This is a genomic window from Asticcacaulis sp. DW145, assembly GCF_037101385.1.
Lineage (GTDB): Bacteria > Pseudomonadota > Alphaproteobacteria > Caulobacterales > Caulobacteraceae > Asticcacaulis > Asticcacaulis currens.
This window is the reverse complement of record NZ_AP029024.1, coordinates 1,691,458-1,707,966: the sequence shown is the minus strand read 5'-3', so window position 1 is coordinate 1,707,966 and position 16,509 is coordinate 1,691,458. Positions and strand designations below refer to the sequence as shown.

9 protein-coding genes are annotated in these 16,509 nt (G+C 63.5%); all 9 read right to left on the bottom strand.

Going from position 1 to position 16,509, the window contains the following annotated elements:
- Positions 1-64: 64 nt before the first annotated feature.
- A complete protein-coding gene (nagA, locus tag AACH73_RS07835) occupies positions 65-1,201 on the bottom strand; it encodes an N-acetylglucosamine-6-phosphate deacetylase (RefSeq protein WP_272741331.1) in 1,137 nt (378 codons plus the stop codon).
- The gene (locus AACH73_RS07830) at positions 1,198-2,097 is read right to left on the bottom strand and encodes a BadF/BadG/BcrA/BcrD ATPase family protein (protein WP_338734506.1); all 900 of its coding nucleotides are present in this window, start codon (positions 2,095-2,097) and stop codon (positions 1,198-1,200) included. The genes nagA and AACH73_RS07830 overlap by 4 nt, the downstream gene beginning before the upstream one ends.
- Before the next feature lie 11 nt (positions 2,098-2,108).
- Complete coding sequence (locus AACH73_RS07825; protein ID WP_338734505.1) at positions 2,109-3,380, bottom strand: sugar MFS transporter; 1,272 nt, start codon at positions 3,378-3,380, stop codon at positions 2,109-2,111.
- A 166-nt stretch (positions 3,381-3,546) separates the two neighbouring features.
- Positions 3,547-4,683 (bottom strand): heparan-alpha-glucosaminide N-acetyltransferase domain-containing protein, encoded by a 1,137-nt coding sequence (locus AACH73_RS07820; RefSeq protein WP_338734504.1) that lies wholly within the window; start codon positions 4,681-4,683, stop codon positions 3,547-3,549.
- 82 nt (positions 4,684-4,765) lie between these two features.
- Positions 4,766-5,503: a GntR family transcriptional regulator gene (locus AACH73_RS07815; protein WP_338734502.1), complete on the bottom strand. Its 738-nt coding sequence runs from the start codon at positions 5,501-5,503 to the stop codon at positions 4,766-4,768.
- Positions 5,504-5,651: 148 nt separating this feature from the next.
- Entirely contained in the window at positions 5,652-7,904 is a 2,253-nt protein-coding gene (locus AACH73_RS07810) for an EAL domain-containing protein (RefSeq protein WP_338734500.1), read from the bottom strand.
- 113 nt (positions 7,905-8,017) lie between these two features.
- The gene (locus AACH73_RS07805; RefSeq protein WP_126420829.1) at positions 8,018-9,646 is read right to left on the bottom strand and encodes an ABC-F family ATP-binding cassette domain-containing protein; all 1,629 of its coding nucleotides are present in this window, start codon (positions 9,644-9,646) and stop codon (positions 8,018-8,020) included.
- Positions 9,647-9,977: 331 nt separating this feature from the next.
- The gene (locus AACH73_RS07800) at positions 9,978-14,237 is read right to left on the bottom strand and encodes a translocation/assembly module TamB domain-containing protein (RefSeq protein ID WP_338734499.1); all 4,260 of its coding nucleotides are present in this window, start codon (positions 14,235-14,237) and stop codon (positions 9,978-9,980) included.
- The gene (locus AACH73_RS07795; protein WP_338734498.1) at positions 14,237-16,429 is read right to left on the bottom strand and encodes a BamA/TamA family outer membrane protein; all 2,193 of its coding nucleotides are present in this window, start codon (positions 16,427-16,429) and stop codon (positions 14,237-14,239) included. The genes AACH73_RS07800 and AACH73_RS07795 overlap by 1 nt, the downstream gene beginning before the upstream one ends.
- Between the last annotated feature and the right edge of the window lie 80 nt (positions 16,430-16,509).

Here is a 16,509-nt window from a genome sequence, read left to right as displayed (position 1 = left end):
CTAACCAAAAATCCAGATCATTATGTTTCTACCAGAAATCATAATGATCTAGCGTCAAGCCGGTTTACGCGGCCTTGCGCAGGGCCTCGTCCGACCGACCGCCGATCCAGACGCCGCGCACCTGAAGGTCGGCATCGAGCCATACGAGGTCCGCACGCGCCCCAACCGCCAGATGGCCGTAGGTCTTGGGCAGCTTCATGAAGCGCGCGGGGGCTTCGGAGGCCATCATCGAAGCCGTTTCCAGCGGCAGGTCCAGCATCTGAACGCTGTTGCGCACCGCGGTAGCCATATCGAGATCGGACCCGGCCAGCGTGCCGTCCGGCCCGACGCAGACGCCGTTTTCGACGCGAATATCCTTACCCATCAGGTTAAAGTGCTTGGTGGCGGAACCCACCGTCGGCATGGCGTCGGTCACCAGCATAAAGCGGTCGTGCGGGCGGCTTTTGAGCGCGATCTTTAGGGCCACCGGATCGACATGCGCCCCATCGACGATGATACCGGCATAGATGTCGTCGCTTTCGAGCACGGCTCCGACGACGCCCGGTGCACGATGCGACAGGGGCGACATGGCGTTATAGAGGTGGGTGACACCGGTAATACCCGCCCCAAAGCCGCGACGGGCTTCGGCATAGGTGGCGTCCGTGTGCCCGGCGGCGATGATCACGCCCGCCTCGGCCAGCGCGCGGATGTCCTCCGGGGCAGCCAGTTCGGGGGCCAGAGTCAGCAGCACCTTGCCGGATTTGAGCGAGGACAACAGCCGCACGGCCTCGGCATCAAGGCGGCGGAACTTGCTCTCATCGTGGGTGCCCTTGCGCTTTACATTGAGGAAGGGGCCTTCGATATGGATGCCGAGCACGCCGGGTACGCCTTGAGCGATGGCGGCTTCGGTGGCGCGCAGGGCCTTGTCCACCACGCTCAGATCGTCCGAAATCAGGGTCGTGAAGAAGCCGGTCGTGCCATAGGTGCGATGCGCGGCCCCGATGGCGGCAACAGCTTCGGCGGTCGGGGTGTCGTTGAACAGCACCCCGCCACCGCCATTGACCTGCGTGTCGATAAAGCCCGGCAGCAGATAGCCGCCGTCGAGATCAAGCCCGCCAGTCTCAGCCCCGATGGCGGCGATATGATCGCCGTCGATGGTCAGGGAGCCTTCGACGACGCCGACCGGCGTGACAAGGCGGGCATTGGAAAGGGTCAAACTCACGAAACAACCTCACTAGTAACCGAACTCAGGCCATTGCCTGCGCCCTTGGCCATCAGCAGCGCGCCTTCGATGGCGTCCTGCTCCGGCGTGGCCAGAAGCGGCCGGGTCCACGGCGCCAGCCACGGCGTCAGGACTCCCGCCATGCCGCCGACCAGACAGATTTGCGCGGCGCCCAACTCATTCAGCCGGCGGATATAGCGGCCCAGATCGCGCGCCGCCTGTTCGATCAGGGCCACGGCCACGGCATCGCCGTCCTGGGCGTGCGACAGGATCAGCGGGGCCAGCGTACCATAGTCCTTCGGGCGCGCCGTCGTCGCCCAGGCCACGACCTGCGACGGCTGATCGTTGAAGCGCGCCATCACGGCATCGGTAAAGGCACTGCGCGGGGCGAGGCCGTCATAGGCGTGCAGGGCGACGCGAGTCGCTTCGCGGCCCAGAACCGCCGCAGAACCGTCATCGGAGACTTCAAAGCCCCAGCCGCCGACCGCATGGCCCTTGCCTTTGACCCAAGCATAGCCGGCGGAGCCGGTGCCGGTGATCAGAATCGCGCCGTCGCGGCCCGAAAAGGCGCCCAGAACGGCGGCGTGGGCGTCCGTTCCGGCCGACGCAGCGGCAAAACGCGGCCCGGCATCAATGGTGCGCGCCGCGTCTTCGGCGGTGGTGATGCCCGCCAGACCCAGACCGATCGCGGTGCGGGCAAAGGCGTCGCGCGTCAGTCCGGCCTGCGCCAGCGCCTGATCCGTCGCTTCGAGGATATGGCCCCAGACGAGGTCAAGGCCCAGACGGATATTGGCCGACCCGCTCATGCCTTCGCCCAGAAGGCGGCCTTCGGCGTCACGCAGACGCGCGCGGCAATTGGAGCCGCCGCCATCTATGCCGAGGAAGTACTGCGTCATATCCACGTCCCTTACCCCTTGGCCGCCACGCGGCTGCCGAACAGGGCGAAGAACAGGATGTAGAGGTAGGCCGGGCTCATGACGACCAGAAAGGCCGTCTGGAAGGGGATAACCTCCGCCAGACCGACATAGAGGCGCGGCAGGATGGCCCCGCCACAGATGCCCATGATCATCAGGGCCGAGCCGATCTCGGTATGGCGACCAAGGCCCCGGATGCCCAGCGGGAAGATGGCCGGCCACATCATGGCATTGGCAAAGCCCAGAGCGGCGACGAAACCGACCGAGACATAGTCCTTGGTCAGGAAGGCCCCCAGAGTGAACAGCACACCCAGAATGGCCGAAAAGGCGAGGTATTTTTCCTGCGAAACAAAACGCGGAATGACGATCCAGCCGACGATATAGCCGACCAGCATCCCGGCCAGGGTCAGCGAGGTGAACAGGACCGTGCGGTCAAGCGGCAGACCAAAGGCCGCGCCATAGGTGCCGATGGCGTCACCGGCCATGACTTCAACGCCGACATAGAGGAAGATACACAGGACGCCGAAGAACAGGTTGGGGTGGGCAAACAGGCCCTTGCCGCCTTTTTGCGAAGTAATCTCGGCCTTAGACTCGCCCTTCAGTTCGGGCAGGGGCGACTTCAGCACGAAGACAGCCAGCGCCACCAGCAGGGCGGCCATGCCCATATAGGGCCACAATACCTTCTGAGCGAAGCCGTTGAGCAAGGCTTCGCGGGCGGCGGGGTTGGCGGCGGCGTCAAGCTGCGCACCGAACTCCGTAATGCCGCTCATGACCAGAGCCCCGAAGATGAAGGGCGCAGCAATACCGGCCAGCTTGTTGAAAATGCCCATCACGGCGATGCGCTGGGCGGCGGACTCGATGGGGCCGACGATGGAGATATAGGGGTTGGCCGCTGTTTGCAGCAGGGCCAGCCCCGCGCCGATAGTGAACAGGCCCGTCATGGCACCGACATAGATGCGATGGGTGGCGAATTGCCCGAACATGATCGCCCCGGCGGCCATGACCAGAAGCCCCAGCGACATGCCCTTCTTCATGCCCGTCACCTTCAGGATGAAGGCCGACGGCAGGGCCAGCACGAAATAGGACATATAGAACACCATCAGCACCATAAAGGCGCCGATATTGTCGAGGTCGAAGGCGAACTTGACGAAGGTGATCAGCGGGCCGTTCAGCCAGGTCACGAAACCGAAGATGAAGAACATCAGGCCGATCAGGCCCATGGTGACAAACGGGCTGGGGGCTTTTTCCGGGAGAGTCGCATTCATGATCTATAGGACCTATTCTGCTTTTTGGTATTGTCCAGATAGGAGGCTAAATTCGCAATCCTGTCTATAGAAAACTTGGTTTCAGTTGTTTGCAGACGGATTTCCCTTGATTTTTTCGCCAAGGGATCATTCGAAATTGGATATGAATTGGGCTTATGCGCTCGGACTAAACCTTGATGATCCAGCCTTTGCGGCGCAGATATTCGACCGGCAGCCAGACGCAGAGGATGAACAGGCCGACCGCGAACAGGGCGGCCACGGCCTCGCCCACCGTGGTGCGGCTCAGAAAATAGATTTGGGTCAGCAAATCCCAGCCGAGCAGCGGGTTCATCAGAAAATGCAGCACATAGGCGGCAATGGCGTTCAGGCCAAAGGCGCTGGCGAAGGTTACGGGCAGGCTGAAGGGGCCCTGCAATGGGGCGTCGCGATTATCAAGACACGCATGGAGCGGTGCCAGAGCCAGGAAGGTGATCCCCGTCGTCACCAGCACAAAGGACGAGGACCAGATGTCCTTGATTACCGGGAAGATGAAACCCCAGCCGGCGCCGACGATCAGCAGAGCCGCGCCCGCTCCGGCGAGGGTCAGGGCGCTGCGCTTTTGCGCTCGCATCAGGAACTCACCCGCCGCCATGCCGAGCAAGGCCTGCGCGATGGCGGGCAGGGTGCCGAGCAGGCCTTCGGGATCGTAGCCCTCCGGGCCTTTGACGTAGTTATGGCCGCCCGCGCCGAACATCAGGCGATCGACCGAGGCGATGAAATTGTGGCCGCGCTCCCAGATATCGCCGGGCAGGCCATCAAGCGCCGGCAGCAGGCTCAGGGGCCAGTAGAGCAGGAGAATCGCCGCAGCGATCCCCAGCCGCGTCTTCGGTCCGCACCACAGGAACAATACCGCCGCCGCCCCATAAACGAGGCCGATGCGTTGCAGGACACCCCAGAAGCGCCAGGGCTCGCCATCGAAATGCGCCAGCCAGCCGAGGTTCGACAACAGCCAGCCGATGAGGAATAGCCGCACGACGCGCCATCCGATCTTGCGGGCCTGAGCGGCATCGAGGCCCGTGGTGATTTTCGCTTTGTGCAGGGCCATGGGGATGGACAGGCCGACCATGGTCAGGAAGGCCGGAAAGACCACATCGGCGATTTTTAGCCCCTCCCAGTGCGCGTGGAGAAGGAGAGGAAACACCTTGGCCTGAAGACCGTAATACATACCCGCCGTCGCATTGACGAGGATCATGCCGATCACGGTCAGGCCGCGCAGGACATCCAGAGAGGGCAGGCGTTGCCCCTGTGTGTGCTGATCGCTCATAGACTATCTCCCCGCCCGATTATCGAAAGAGGGGACGATGCCCGATTACACGCAAAAGTCAAAAGCCGCGTTGCGGGGTCGCTCAGAGATCGTTCAGTTCGGCGACCACATCATAGGCGTCGCCCCGGTAATAGCTCTGGGTGAACTCTGCGGCCCGGCCGTCGGCCAGAAAACCGCGCCGTTCAATAAACAGGCCGGGCTCTCCTGCTGTGACGCTCAGTTGTTCGGCCTGATCGCGTGAAAAGGAGATGGCGCGCAGCCGCTGAAGCGCGCGCACCGGGCGATGGCCTGAGGCCTCCAGCGCCGCATAGAGCGAATCGCCTACGGCTTCGATGGAGGGCAGGCAGTAGCCCGGAATGGTCGAATATTCGAGCGCCATGGTCGAATCGTCGGCGTAGCGGATGCGGTGGAAGCGATAGACCAGCGAACCGGGCGACAGACCCAGAGACAGGGCCTCTTCGGGGGTGACCGCGCCTTCAGACTTGCTGACCCAGACGCTGTGCGGTTTGCGCCCGCGCGAGATCATGTCTTCGGAGAAAGAGGACAGTTTGGAAAAGCTCTTTTCGACACGGGCGGCGACAAAGGTGCCCGCCCCGCGGCGACGCGTCAGAAGCCCTTCATTGACCAGCCCGTCAATAGCCTTGCGCACCGTGATGCGCGACACGTCGAAGGCTTCGGCGAGATCGCGTTCGGGCGGGATGGCGTCATCGGCCACAAAGACGCGCGCGCGGATGGCTTCGCGCAGCACCTTTTGCAGTTGCAGATACAGCGGAGCGGGATCGTTTTTTTCGAGGCGACCGACAGAGTCTATGATGGACATGGAGTTTAAGTCTCTCTCGCGACCTCTGCCGCTCTCAATCAAGCCGCAGGCGTGGGCGACTCAGACCCTGTATAATAGCGATCCGGTGGCGTCAAAGTCAAAGCCACAACCGGGGGCGGGCGTGTCATCCACCTGCGCCTTCAAGGCCTCAGCGCTGACCCGCCGCCAAAAGCACAGGGGACGCTTCGCTGAGGCAATAGGCCTGCGGCCGCCCGATCAGATAGCCCTGAACGGCATCGGCCCCCATATCGCGCAGCAGGTCCAGTTGGTCCTGCGTTTCCACGCCTTCGGCAATCACCGGGACGTGGATAGCGTGCGCCATGCCGATGACGGCCCGCACAATCGCCTCGGCCGGAATGCCGTGCTTGTGCATCTTGCGATCCGGCGAGGAGGTCAGGCCTTCGACAAAGCTGCGGTCGATCTTGATGACGTCAAAGGGGAAGGTCTGGAGATAGGAGAGCGATGAGAAGCCCGTGCCGAAATCGTCCATGGCGATACGCACGCCCAGCCCTTTGAGCTGACGCAGGATGTGCAGGGCGCGGTCGGTGTTTTCGATCAGCACGCCTTCGGTGACTTCCAGCTCCAGTCGTTGCGGACGGAACCCGGTACGGATCAGTTCCTGCTGCACATAGCGGGTGAGATCGCCTTCGAAAATCTGTACCGGCGACAGGTTGACGGCCAGTGTCAGATGCGTCGGCCACGTAGCGGCGGTTTCCAGAGCGCGCGACAGGATCCATTGCCCCAGCGCCGTGATCAGACCGGCTTCTTCCGCGACCGGAATGAAGTCGCAGGGCGAGATCGGCCCCAGTTCCGGATGCGTCCAGCGCACGAGCGCCTCATAGCCAATGATGCGGTTGAGGTTCAGGCAGAACTGCGGCTGATAGACCAGAGACAGGCCACGTTGACCGTGGGCAAGGGCATCGCGCAGATCGGCCTCAAGGCGTCGGCGTCGGCGCAGGGCCTCGGCCATGGTGGCATCGAAGGCGCGCCAGCAGCCGCGCCCGTCGGTCTTGGCGCGATAAAGGGCCATGTCGGCGTGGCGCGTCAGGCGGTCGAGGGTCGGACCTTCGTCCGGGTAAAGGGCAAAGCCCAGACTGGCCCCCACGTCCGGTCCCTGATGACCGAACTGGGCGTGCATGTCTTCATGCAGGGAGTTGACCAGCGCCTCGGCGCGGGCCTCAGCCTGCGCGCGACTGGCGACGCCGACCTGAAGAAAGACGAACTCGTCGCCCCCCAGGCGCGCCAGCACGTCGCCCGGTCCGGCCAGACGGCGCAGGGTTTCGGCAACGGTGATCAGCACTTCATCGCCCACCATGTGACCCAGGGTGTCATTGACCTCCTTGAAACGGTCAAGGTCGATGAGGTGCAGGGCCAGTTGCGTGTTCTGACGGCTGGCGCGTGCGGCCTCTTCGCTCAGGCGCGCCTGAAAGAAACCGCGATTGGGCAGGCCGGTCAGGGCGTCGTGATGCGCCAGATACTGGATGCGCTCCTGAAACGCCCCCTTTTCAAAGGCCAGGGTGCAGAGCTGCGTGCAGATATCGACAATGCTCTGCACGAACGTATTGAGGACAAAGGGCTTGGTCGAGTAGAAGGCGAAGGTGCCGATAACCCTGCCCGCCTTGTCCTTGACCGGCGTGGACCAACACGCGGTGTAGCCGAGCGGCTCTACGAAGTCCTGAAAAGGGGCCCAGAGCGGGTCGGTGCGCATGTCGTTGACCATGACGGGCTCGCCGCGCCAGGCGGCGGTGCCGCAAGAGCCGACGACCGGCCCGATGGGGAGGCCTTCGACCGCCGCATTGTACCAGTCGGGCAATGTCGGTGCGGCCAGCGGGCTCAGCTTGCCGTCGGTGACGCGCAGCACCGACATGCTGACATCCTGAACCATATGCCCGACCTCAAGGCAGAGCAGGGACAGGGTTTCATGCAGCGGCTTGTCCTGCAACAGGGCGTCCAGCACCTTGCGTTGCAGGGTGTCGTGCAGCTTGGCGTAGGTGATGTCGCAGACCGTAGCGATCAGACGGCGGCGCTGCGAGGCATCGTTGACCGCAGTGGCGCTGAATGACACCCACATGGGGTGGCCGTTCCGGTCGTGAATGAGCAACTCGCCCTTGCGCTGGCCCTCAAGGTGAACGGCGGTCAGTATCTCGTCAAGGTGGCGGCAGGAATCGGAGTGCAGATGGCACAGGTCACCCAGGGTATTGCCGCGCAATTCGGATGGGCTGAAACCAATCAGACGACGGAATTCTTCGTTGACGTAGAGAAAGCGCCCGCTGGTGTCCGTAATGACCAGAGCCGTGTCGATGGCATCGACGGTCAGCCCCTTAAGGCGCATCAGATCATCGGTCAGCGCATCGGTGTGGCTCGGAGCCTGAGGCGCGGAAGGGGTAAGCGGAACGGTCATGGGACTGCGATACTTAACCGCTGGATTGCGGAAGTAACCATGCTATCCGACTCGCGTGAACATTCCGGTAAACGACAGGGTTAACCGGAGGTTACGGCGTGTTCCGCTGAACATTACCCGTTGGGGTGCAGGCCCGGCGCTTCCTGACCGGTGCGCGCCACATATTCCGTGTAGCCGCCGCCATATTCGTGCACGCCGTCGGGCGTCAGCTCCAGCACGCGGTTGGACAGGGCCGCGAGGAAGTGACGGTCGTGTGAGACGAACAGCATGGTCCCTTCGAAATCGGCCAGCGCCGCAACCAGCATTTCCTTGGTCACCATGTCGAGGTGGTTGGTCGGTTCGTCGAGCACCAGAAGATTGGGCGGATCAAACAGCATCCGCGCCATGACCAGCCGTGCCTTTTCGCCACCCGAAAGCACCCGGCAGGGCTTTTCGACATCGTCACCGGAAAAACCGAAGCATCCGGCCAGGGTGCGCAGCGCGCCCTGAGGGGCCTGTGGGAAGGCGCCTTCCAGAGATTCGAAAATCGTCTCTTCGCCGTCGAGCAGGTCCATCGAATGCTGAGCGAAATAACCCATCTTCACACTGGCTCCGACGGTGACCGTGCCCTTGTCGGGCGTGGTATCCCCGGCCACCAGCTTGAGCAGGGTGGACTTGCCCGCACCATTGGCCCCCAGCACGCACCAGCGTTCCTTGCGGCGGACCTTGAAGTCGAGCCCGCTGTAGATGGCGTGGTCGCCATAGCTTTTGTGTACGTCGCGCAGGTTCAGCACGTCGTCGCCCGAACGCGGGGGACTGCGAAACTCGAACTGTACCGACTGACGGCGGCGCGGCGCTTCGACGCGCTCGATCTTGTCGAGCTTTTTGACGCGGCTCTGCACCTGCGCAGCATGGGACGCGCGCGCCTTGAAGCGCTCGATAAACTTGATTTCCTTGGCCAGCATGGCCTGCTGGCGCTCGTACTGCGCCTGCCTTTGTGCCTCGGTCAGAGCGCGTTGCTGGTCGTAGAAGTCGAGATCGCCGGAATAGGTAATCAGAGAACCGGCGTCGATTTCGATGACCTTTCCAATAATGCGGTTCATGAAGGCGCGGTCGTGCGAGGTCATCAGCAGCGCGCCGTCATAGTTTTTCAGGAAGGCTTCCAGCCAGATCAGGCTTTCGAGGTCGAGGTGGTTCGACGGTTCGTCGAGCAGCATACCGTCGGGCCGCATCAGCAGGATGCGCGCCAGGGCGACGCGCATCTTCCAGCCGCCGGACAAAAGCCCGACATCGCCGTCCATGCGCTCCTGACTGAAGCTTAAGCCCGCCAGCACTTCGCGCGCCCGCGCCTCCAGCGCATAGCCGTCCAGTTCCTCAAAGCGCGCCTGCACCTCGCCATAGCGCTCGATAACGGCGTCGAAATTGTCGGCCTGATCCGGGTCGGCCATGGCGGCCTCAAGCTCGGCCATTTCGGCGGCCAGCGCGCTCACCGGGCCGACGCCATCCATCACGGCGGCTACGGCGCTCTGGCCGGACATTTCGCCGACATCCTGACTGAAATAACCGATGGTCATGCCGGCATCTATCGACACCTGACCGTCATCGGGCGGTTCCTGCCCGGTGATCATGCGAAACAGCGTCGTTTTGCCCGCGCCGTTCGGCCCGACCAGCCCGACTTTTTCGCCCTTCTGCACGCCCATGGAGGCGTCGATAAACAGAATCTGGTGGCCGTTTTGCTTGCTGATATTGTCGAGGCGGATCATACAGGACTTACAGAGTAGAGACGGGGGAGGGCCGCGCGTTTTGCAGCGCAAGGCGGTTCGCACAGGCCTCTACAGCAGCACGCTATTTTAGGAAAGGCTGGCTCTTATGTTTCTGACAGAAACATAAGAGCCAGCTTTGGTTTGAGCCCTCGCCCGGCGGCGGCTTCGCCACCTTGGCCGCCGCCTCAATGGCGGCTTGAGCGGAATAATTTTTTGAGAAATTATCCCGCTAGAGCGAAATGCCTTTAGGTGGAAGCACCATTTCGCTCTAAATTTTTGTTTTGTTGCGATGTTTTTGCGGAAAACCGCTCACACTTTTCCGCACATCGCTCTAATAGTCCCGCGAGTATCGGAGATTGACGCTGGTGCCCGTCGTGGAGCCGACCTGTGTAAGGACCGACAGGACGCGCGACAGGGCAATCTCAATCTGGGTTGCCGTAAAGCCGCGCGTATCGGTGACGATTTCCACATAGATGTCATTGGTCAGGTACTGACCTGCCGCCAGCGCTGTGCCACGGCCCGTCGAGGCGTCGGCCCCCAGCACGCGCAGGCGGTCGATGCCGGTCACCGAGCGCAGCTTGCCCAGCGGGTTGAGACCTCCGCCCCCCTGAAGTGCCTGAAGCGAGGCCGCCAGTTGCAGGGCCTGCGTCGCCGACAGATTGCCGACATTCTGTCCGAACAGCAGGCGCGACAACACCTCGTCCTGCGGCAGGGCCGGGCTGGAGCCGAAGGCAATCTGAGGGTTCTGGGCCCGGCCCGACACGCCGATGGTGCCGGTCATGTCGCCGACCTTGGTGGTGGCGGTCAGGGCGATTTCCGGATTGGTCAGGCTGCCGCCGTCGAAGGTGATTTCCCCCTTGTCGAGTTCAAACTCGCGCCCGGAGAAGGCATAGGTACCGCGCAAGGCATTGAGCCGCCCCACTACGCGCGGGTCGCGCGTGGTGCCGCCGACGTTGAGGTTCATCTTCCATTCCGACTCCAGCCCCATACCGGAAACGAAGATCTGATTGTCGGCACGCAGGCGGATATCGAGGTTCCACAGGGTGGGGGCGACGTGAGTCGTCTTGCGCTCCACGACACGCGCGCCTTTGATCCGCACGCCCTCCAGCTCATCGACCTTCGAAGCGCCCTGGAAGACGACCTGATAGCGGAATTCCGGCAGGTTAAGATTGCCGCGAATCCATGGGCCGTTCTGCGCATCATTGGTGACATCGAGCGTACCCGACACGGTTGAGGCCAGCGCGTCAGACGCCGCCAGCCGTGCATTATCGAGTTTCGCATTCAGCTTGAGCGGGAAGTTGTCATCGGCGCTCAGACCCACGAAGCCGGTGGCCGAGACGCGACCGTCTCCGGCGCGGCCTTCGAACTTTTGCAGCTCCAGCCGGTCATTGGAGAAGCGGCCTTCCAGAGCGATATCGCTGATGCGCGTGCCGAAGGTCAGGTGCTCATAGGTCAGGCCGTTGCCGCGCACCAGACCGTTGAGGCGGGGCTGGCGCAGTGTGCCCGACAGGTCGGCGGCCAGCGCCACATTGCCGGTCATCTGCTGATCCCCAAGACCGGCGAGTGAGAACAGCACGCTGGAGGGGCCGTTGAAGCGCAGGCCGCCGGAGACGGCCCCGCTTTGCAACTGCTGCGTCCACGCGCCGTCCCCGCGCGGGTCGATGCTGAGGGTGAAGCGACCGATATCGGCCGTGCCCTGCCGCAGCAGGCCGCGCGCCTCGGAACGGTTTTCGCTCAGGGACGCCTGCATCTGGATGTCCAGCGGCGTCGAAACGCGGGCAATGGTGGTGCGCGTCAGATTATTGAAGCTGAGCTGCATCTGCGCCTGTGGAAAGGCCTTGCCGCGCTGGGTGTAGTCGAGCCCGCCGGACACGGTGCCATTGACCCCCAGATTGGGGTCGATGAGATTGAGAATGCTGAGGTCAAAGCGATCAAACTGCGCCTGCGCGCGGAGGACCTCGCCAAAACGTCCGGCCAGATTGACCTTGCCTTGCGCCGTCATCAGCACCGCCGGGGTCAGCACCCAGTCCTCACCCTGACGCACGACGCGGGCGGGGCGTTCCAGCGCAAACGGCACCTGACCGGCGCGACCGGACAGGGCAATCAGGGCGTCATCGGGTGACACCTGCGCATTGGCCGCGAGGTTGAAGGCGGTACCGGCATCGCCATTGGCGATCATCTGTACCGTGCCGCGCATCCCTTTGAGGTCGATGCGGGCGCGGGCCTTTTCGACGTAGGTCTGGCCATAGATCACGTCGGCCAGTTGCACATCGCCCTTGAGGGTCGGCTGGTCGTCCAGGCGCGCCGTGGCCTCTATAATGGCGCGCCCGATGCGGATTTCGGCCGCGCCGGGCAGCAGGGCATTGTTGGCGCGGGCCGAGACCTGCGCGCCCTGCACGGCGTCAAAGGCCAGCAGACGCGCCGTGCCGTTGATGCCCCGCCCGGTCAGGTTCAGCGTACCCGTAAAGGGGCCACTGGTCGATTGCACCACGCGGCCCTGCGCGCTGAAGCCCGCCACCTGCGCCGTGCGCACGTCGATGGCCAGCGGGCCGTCGCTCTTCAGCACCACCACGTCGGCCTTCAGCGGGCCATACTGTGAGCCGCCTTCGGCCGTAATGGCATAGCCTTGCGGCGTGGTATTGAGACGCGCCACCACCTGTTGCAGCCCCAGTCCCAGATCGGGCTTTTCCGCGCGCAGGGTCAGGGTGGGGGCCTTCAATGTCCCCCCGGCGTCGGCGCTCAACGGCCCGTATTTTGCCGACTGCGCCGCCAGTTTGAAATCGAGCCGCCCTTTCGACACGCGGCCGCTGGCCGAGGTCAGGCGGAAATCGGGCGCCGTCAGGGTCAGGCGTTGCAGCATGACATCGCCATTGGCGGTGGTGTTCATCGCGCCGGAGAATTTGAAATTGCCGCCAAAAAACGACTTCAGGCCGCCATTGTCGAGGCGCAGGCTTTCGCCATCGACCTTGCCCACAATGCCGAAGCCGCCGGCCTTGAGCTGACGCAGATCGGCATCGACAACCAGATTGAACAGGCCCACGCCATCGACCAGATACTGGTTGATACGCCCCTTAAGAGCGCCCTCGTAACGGCCCTCCGACGGCTGAGCGAGGATGATGGCCGTGCCATTGATCTTGTCCGAGCGGATTTTGAGATTGTCCGACAGGATCAGGCCGTCCGACCAGGCCAGATCGCCATTAATCGTGATATTGCTGACCAGCGACTCCGCCGCCGCATTCAACCCGGTCATGTGTCTGGCCGAGGCCTTGATCGGGATCAGGATATGGTCGCCATTGAGCCGCGACTTGCCCTCGGCGCGCAACTGATGCACCACAACGTCATTGAAGCCTATACTGCCGGCCGACAGCTTATAGTCGATCAGCGGGCGTTTGAACGCGCCATCCAGACGCACGCTTGCCACAATATCCTTGCCGTTCAGTCCCTTGGCGATATTGGCGGGTTTGAGCAGGGCGGCGTTGATCGTCAGATCACCGAACGCCCCTTTTCCCAGATCGACGCGACCTTTGGCATTAAGAGTCAGGGCATCGGCGGCCAGAGCCAGGGTGCCATCGGCGACGCGGTCTTTAAATGTGGTCGAAAGATCGACACGGACGGCCGGGGACAGCATGTCCGACAGCGGCGGCACGATGGCCTGCGGTCGCGCCGTGCCCTTCACACCGAACAGGCCGTCACGCGCCGTCAGACTCAGATCGGCCAGAGGCTGTTCCCCCGCCGTGCCGCTGAGGCGGCCGTTCCATGCCTTCCAGTCGCCCTTACCCTCCAGCCGCAGGGTCAGAGACGTCTCCAGTCTGGCCAGTCCCGTAATGGCACCGTCCTTCGGGGCATCGACCGCCGCACTCAGGTCAAAGCGGTTGGCATCGGGCTGCGCATCGAGCGTCAGGACGGCGCGATCACCGCGATCGCCGCTCAGGCGGGCGTCGATCAGGGCGCGCCTGTTTTTCAGATGGGCCGTGCCGCTAAGGTTCAGGGTCTGGGCGTCTCCGGTCACCGGCGGGGCCAGATAGAGGGCCCTGATATCGACCTTTTCGGCGTCGATGCGCAGATCGGGCAGGGTGAAGGGTTCGGACGGCGTGGTTTTGGCCGTTTCGCTCAGGGCGGGTTGCCGCAGCCATTCGACGCGCGGCGACGACAGTTCGCGCACATCCAGATGCTTGTTCAGCAACCCAAAGGGCCGCCAGTTGAGCCGCACCGCCGGGCTTTTGAGGAAGACGCCCTGCGCATCGGACAGGATCAGGTCGTGGATGGTGAAATCGCCATAGATCGAGCCGTCGATGCGCCCGACACCGACCCTCAGACCGTTATCGGGCTTGAGGCCGGTGATCTGAGAGACGATAAACCGCTTGCCCGGCGCGCTGTCGAGCGCGGCCACGCCGATCCCGCCCAGTACCAGCAGACCGCCCAGCGCACCCCCGGTCCACATCAGCGCCTTGCGCCACGTAAACGGCGTGCGCACCGGGGCGGGACGCTCCGGTGGTGGCAGGGTGTCGTCCGTTTCCGGACGCGCGTGGTCCTGTGCCTCGGTCGCCGGTTTTGCCGTTTCAGGCGTGTCGGGGGTCGGGTTCTGCGTCATCAGAAGGCCTGCCCGATACCGACATAGAGAGAGACGGGCGATTCCCCGTCGCGGCGTGAGATCGGCGTGGCGATGTCGATGCGAATAGGCCCGAAATTTGTATAGTAGCGCGCCCCGATGCCGACGCCAAAACGCAGGTCGGAGAACTGCGGAAACTCTTTGTCATAGACCTGACCGACATCGACGAACGGCACGATACCGATATTGCCGGTGCGATAGCGCGCTTCGAAGGCCAGCTCGACCGAAGAGCGCCCGCCGATCGGATTGTTGTTATTGGCCGGGTCGCGCGGCCCCAGTTCCTGATAGCCGAAGCCGCGTACCGAGCCGCCGCCCCCGGCATAGAGACGCCGCGACGGGGCGATTTTCGAGGTTTCGGCTCCGGCGATGGAGGCGACCTGTGCCCGCGTCGCCAGAACGACCTTTGGGCTGACTTGGCGGTATAAGGTGGCGCTGGCGACATTGGCGATGAAATTGCCCCCACCCCCGTTGAGCGACACGGTCGGCGTCGATTGCACGCCGGCGCGCCAGCCGCGCACCGGATTGAGCAGATTGTCCGAGCGGTCGTAATTCAGTTTCAACGGCACCGAGGCGTAGAAGTAGTCATCCTGCACATTGGCATTGCGTCGCTTGGAAAAGCCGGTTTCGCGCGTTGCCAGCACCTCGGCCCCGTAGGACCAGGTCCAGCGCTTTTGCCACAAAGGTGTCGAAACGCGCGACACATTCACGCTGAGCGAAATGGTCTGCGCCTCGTAGGAATCGTAGGCCTGATTATTGAAGGCGGCGCCATACTGAAAGGTGCGGTCGCGGCGTTTGGCGTTGGAGCGCCGGAAGGAGACGCCAAGGCCCTGTTCCTGCGTTCCGGCAATGACCGAGGCGATCAGCGCGCCTTCGGGCGGGCGGAAGTTGCGGTGCGTCCAGTTGAGTTCGGTGCGCAGGCCCTGACCGGTGGAAAAGCCGATATCTCCGGCCAGTGTACGCGGGCGTCCCGCATTCTGCGTAATCTTCAGGTCGACGACCGCCGTGCCATCGGGGTTCTTTTGCTCGGTCAGGACCGGTTCAACGGCCACCGAGGCGAACAAGCCGGTGGCCGACAGGGCCTGACGCAGATCGTCCATCTGACGGCTGTCGTACAGGTCACCGCTGTCGAAGCGCGACAGGACGCGCACATGGTCATCGCCAAAGGCCTGACGCTGCCCCTCGGAGCGAATAGCCCCGAAGCGGGCGCGCGGGCCGGTGGTGACGGGCAGGGTATAGTCGCCGGTGCGCGTCTGCGGGTCGATGAGTACGTCGCGCAGGCCCAGCTCGGCAAAAGGATAGCCCTGCTGCGGCAGGACCAGAGCCACATTGGCTTCGGCGGACTTGATCAGGGTGGCGTCCACCGGATCGCCCACCTTCAGCGGCAGATTGTCCGTAATCAGGGTGGGTGGTTCGGTGGGATCGGCCTTCACGGTTACTGACGACAGGGTGTAGCGTTCCCCGGCCCGTGCCGAGACGCGCACCTGCGCCCGACCCTGAGTGCGGCCGGTTGCGTCCTGAAGGCTCTCGCCCGGTTGCAGGATAGGGGATTCGATGCGTGCCACGACCACGGCGTCGTAATAGCCTTCGCCTTTCAGCAGGCGCAGCGCCGTCTGCTCATCCTCGGTCAGACGGGCGCGCAGCATGGCGGCATTGGCCGCTTCGCCCTTGCCGGACTGAAGGGCGCTGAGATCCTTGAAACGATTTTCGAGGCCCAGCGCCGCCAGGCCATCGACGTGCAGATCGTAGCGAATGGCGGGCGCAGCCTGCCGGGTTTCGCTCAGGATGACGGGGGCGGCATCGGGGTTGAAGCTGTCGAGTGGCGGCAGGGCGGCGGTCAGGGCCGGGTCGTCGGCGGGCGTCAGCGGCGGCAACTCTGTCGGTTGCGCAGAGGGATCCGGTTCGCTAACCCCCGATGGTGGAGGGGGAGGTGCCGCTGTCGCCGGTACCGTCGGTTGCGGCGTGCCGGTGGGCGATGTCTGGGCAGGCGCGCTCAGGGAGGGCAGGGCCTTTTCGAAATCGTCGTCGCTGATGATCGGCGTGTCGATCACCGGAGCACCGGTAGCCGGGGGCGTCGGCGTGGTGCGTGCCTCGGTCACGGGCTGAGCGGGTGTCTGGGCCGTCGCCTGTCCCGCCAACCAGGTAAATGCCATCAAGGCCGGAGCCGCCAGACGCAAAGGACTATCCTGTCAATCAATACTGCAAACCTGACGGACCCTGTGTAACGGCATCCGTCACCGGCTTTATGCACGCCGGA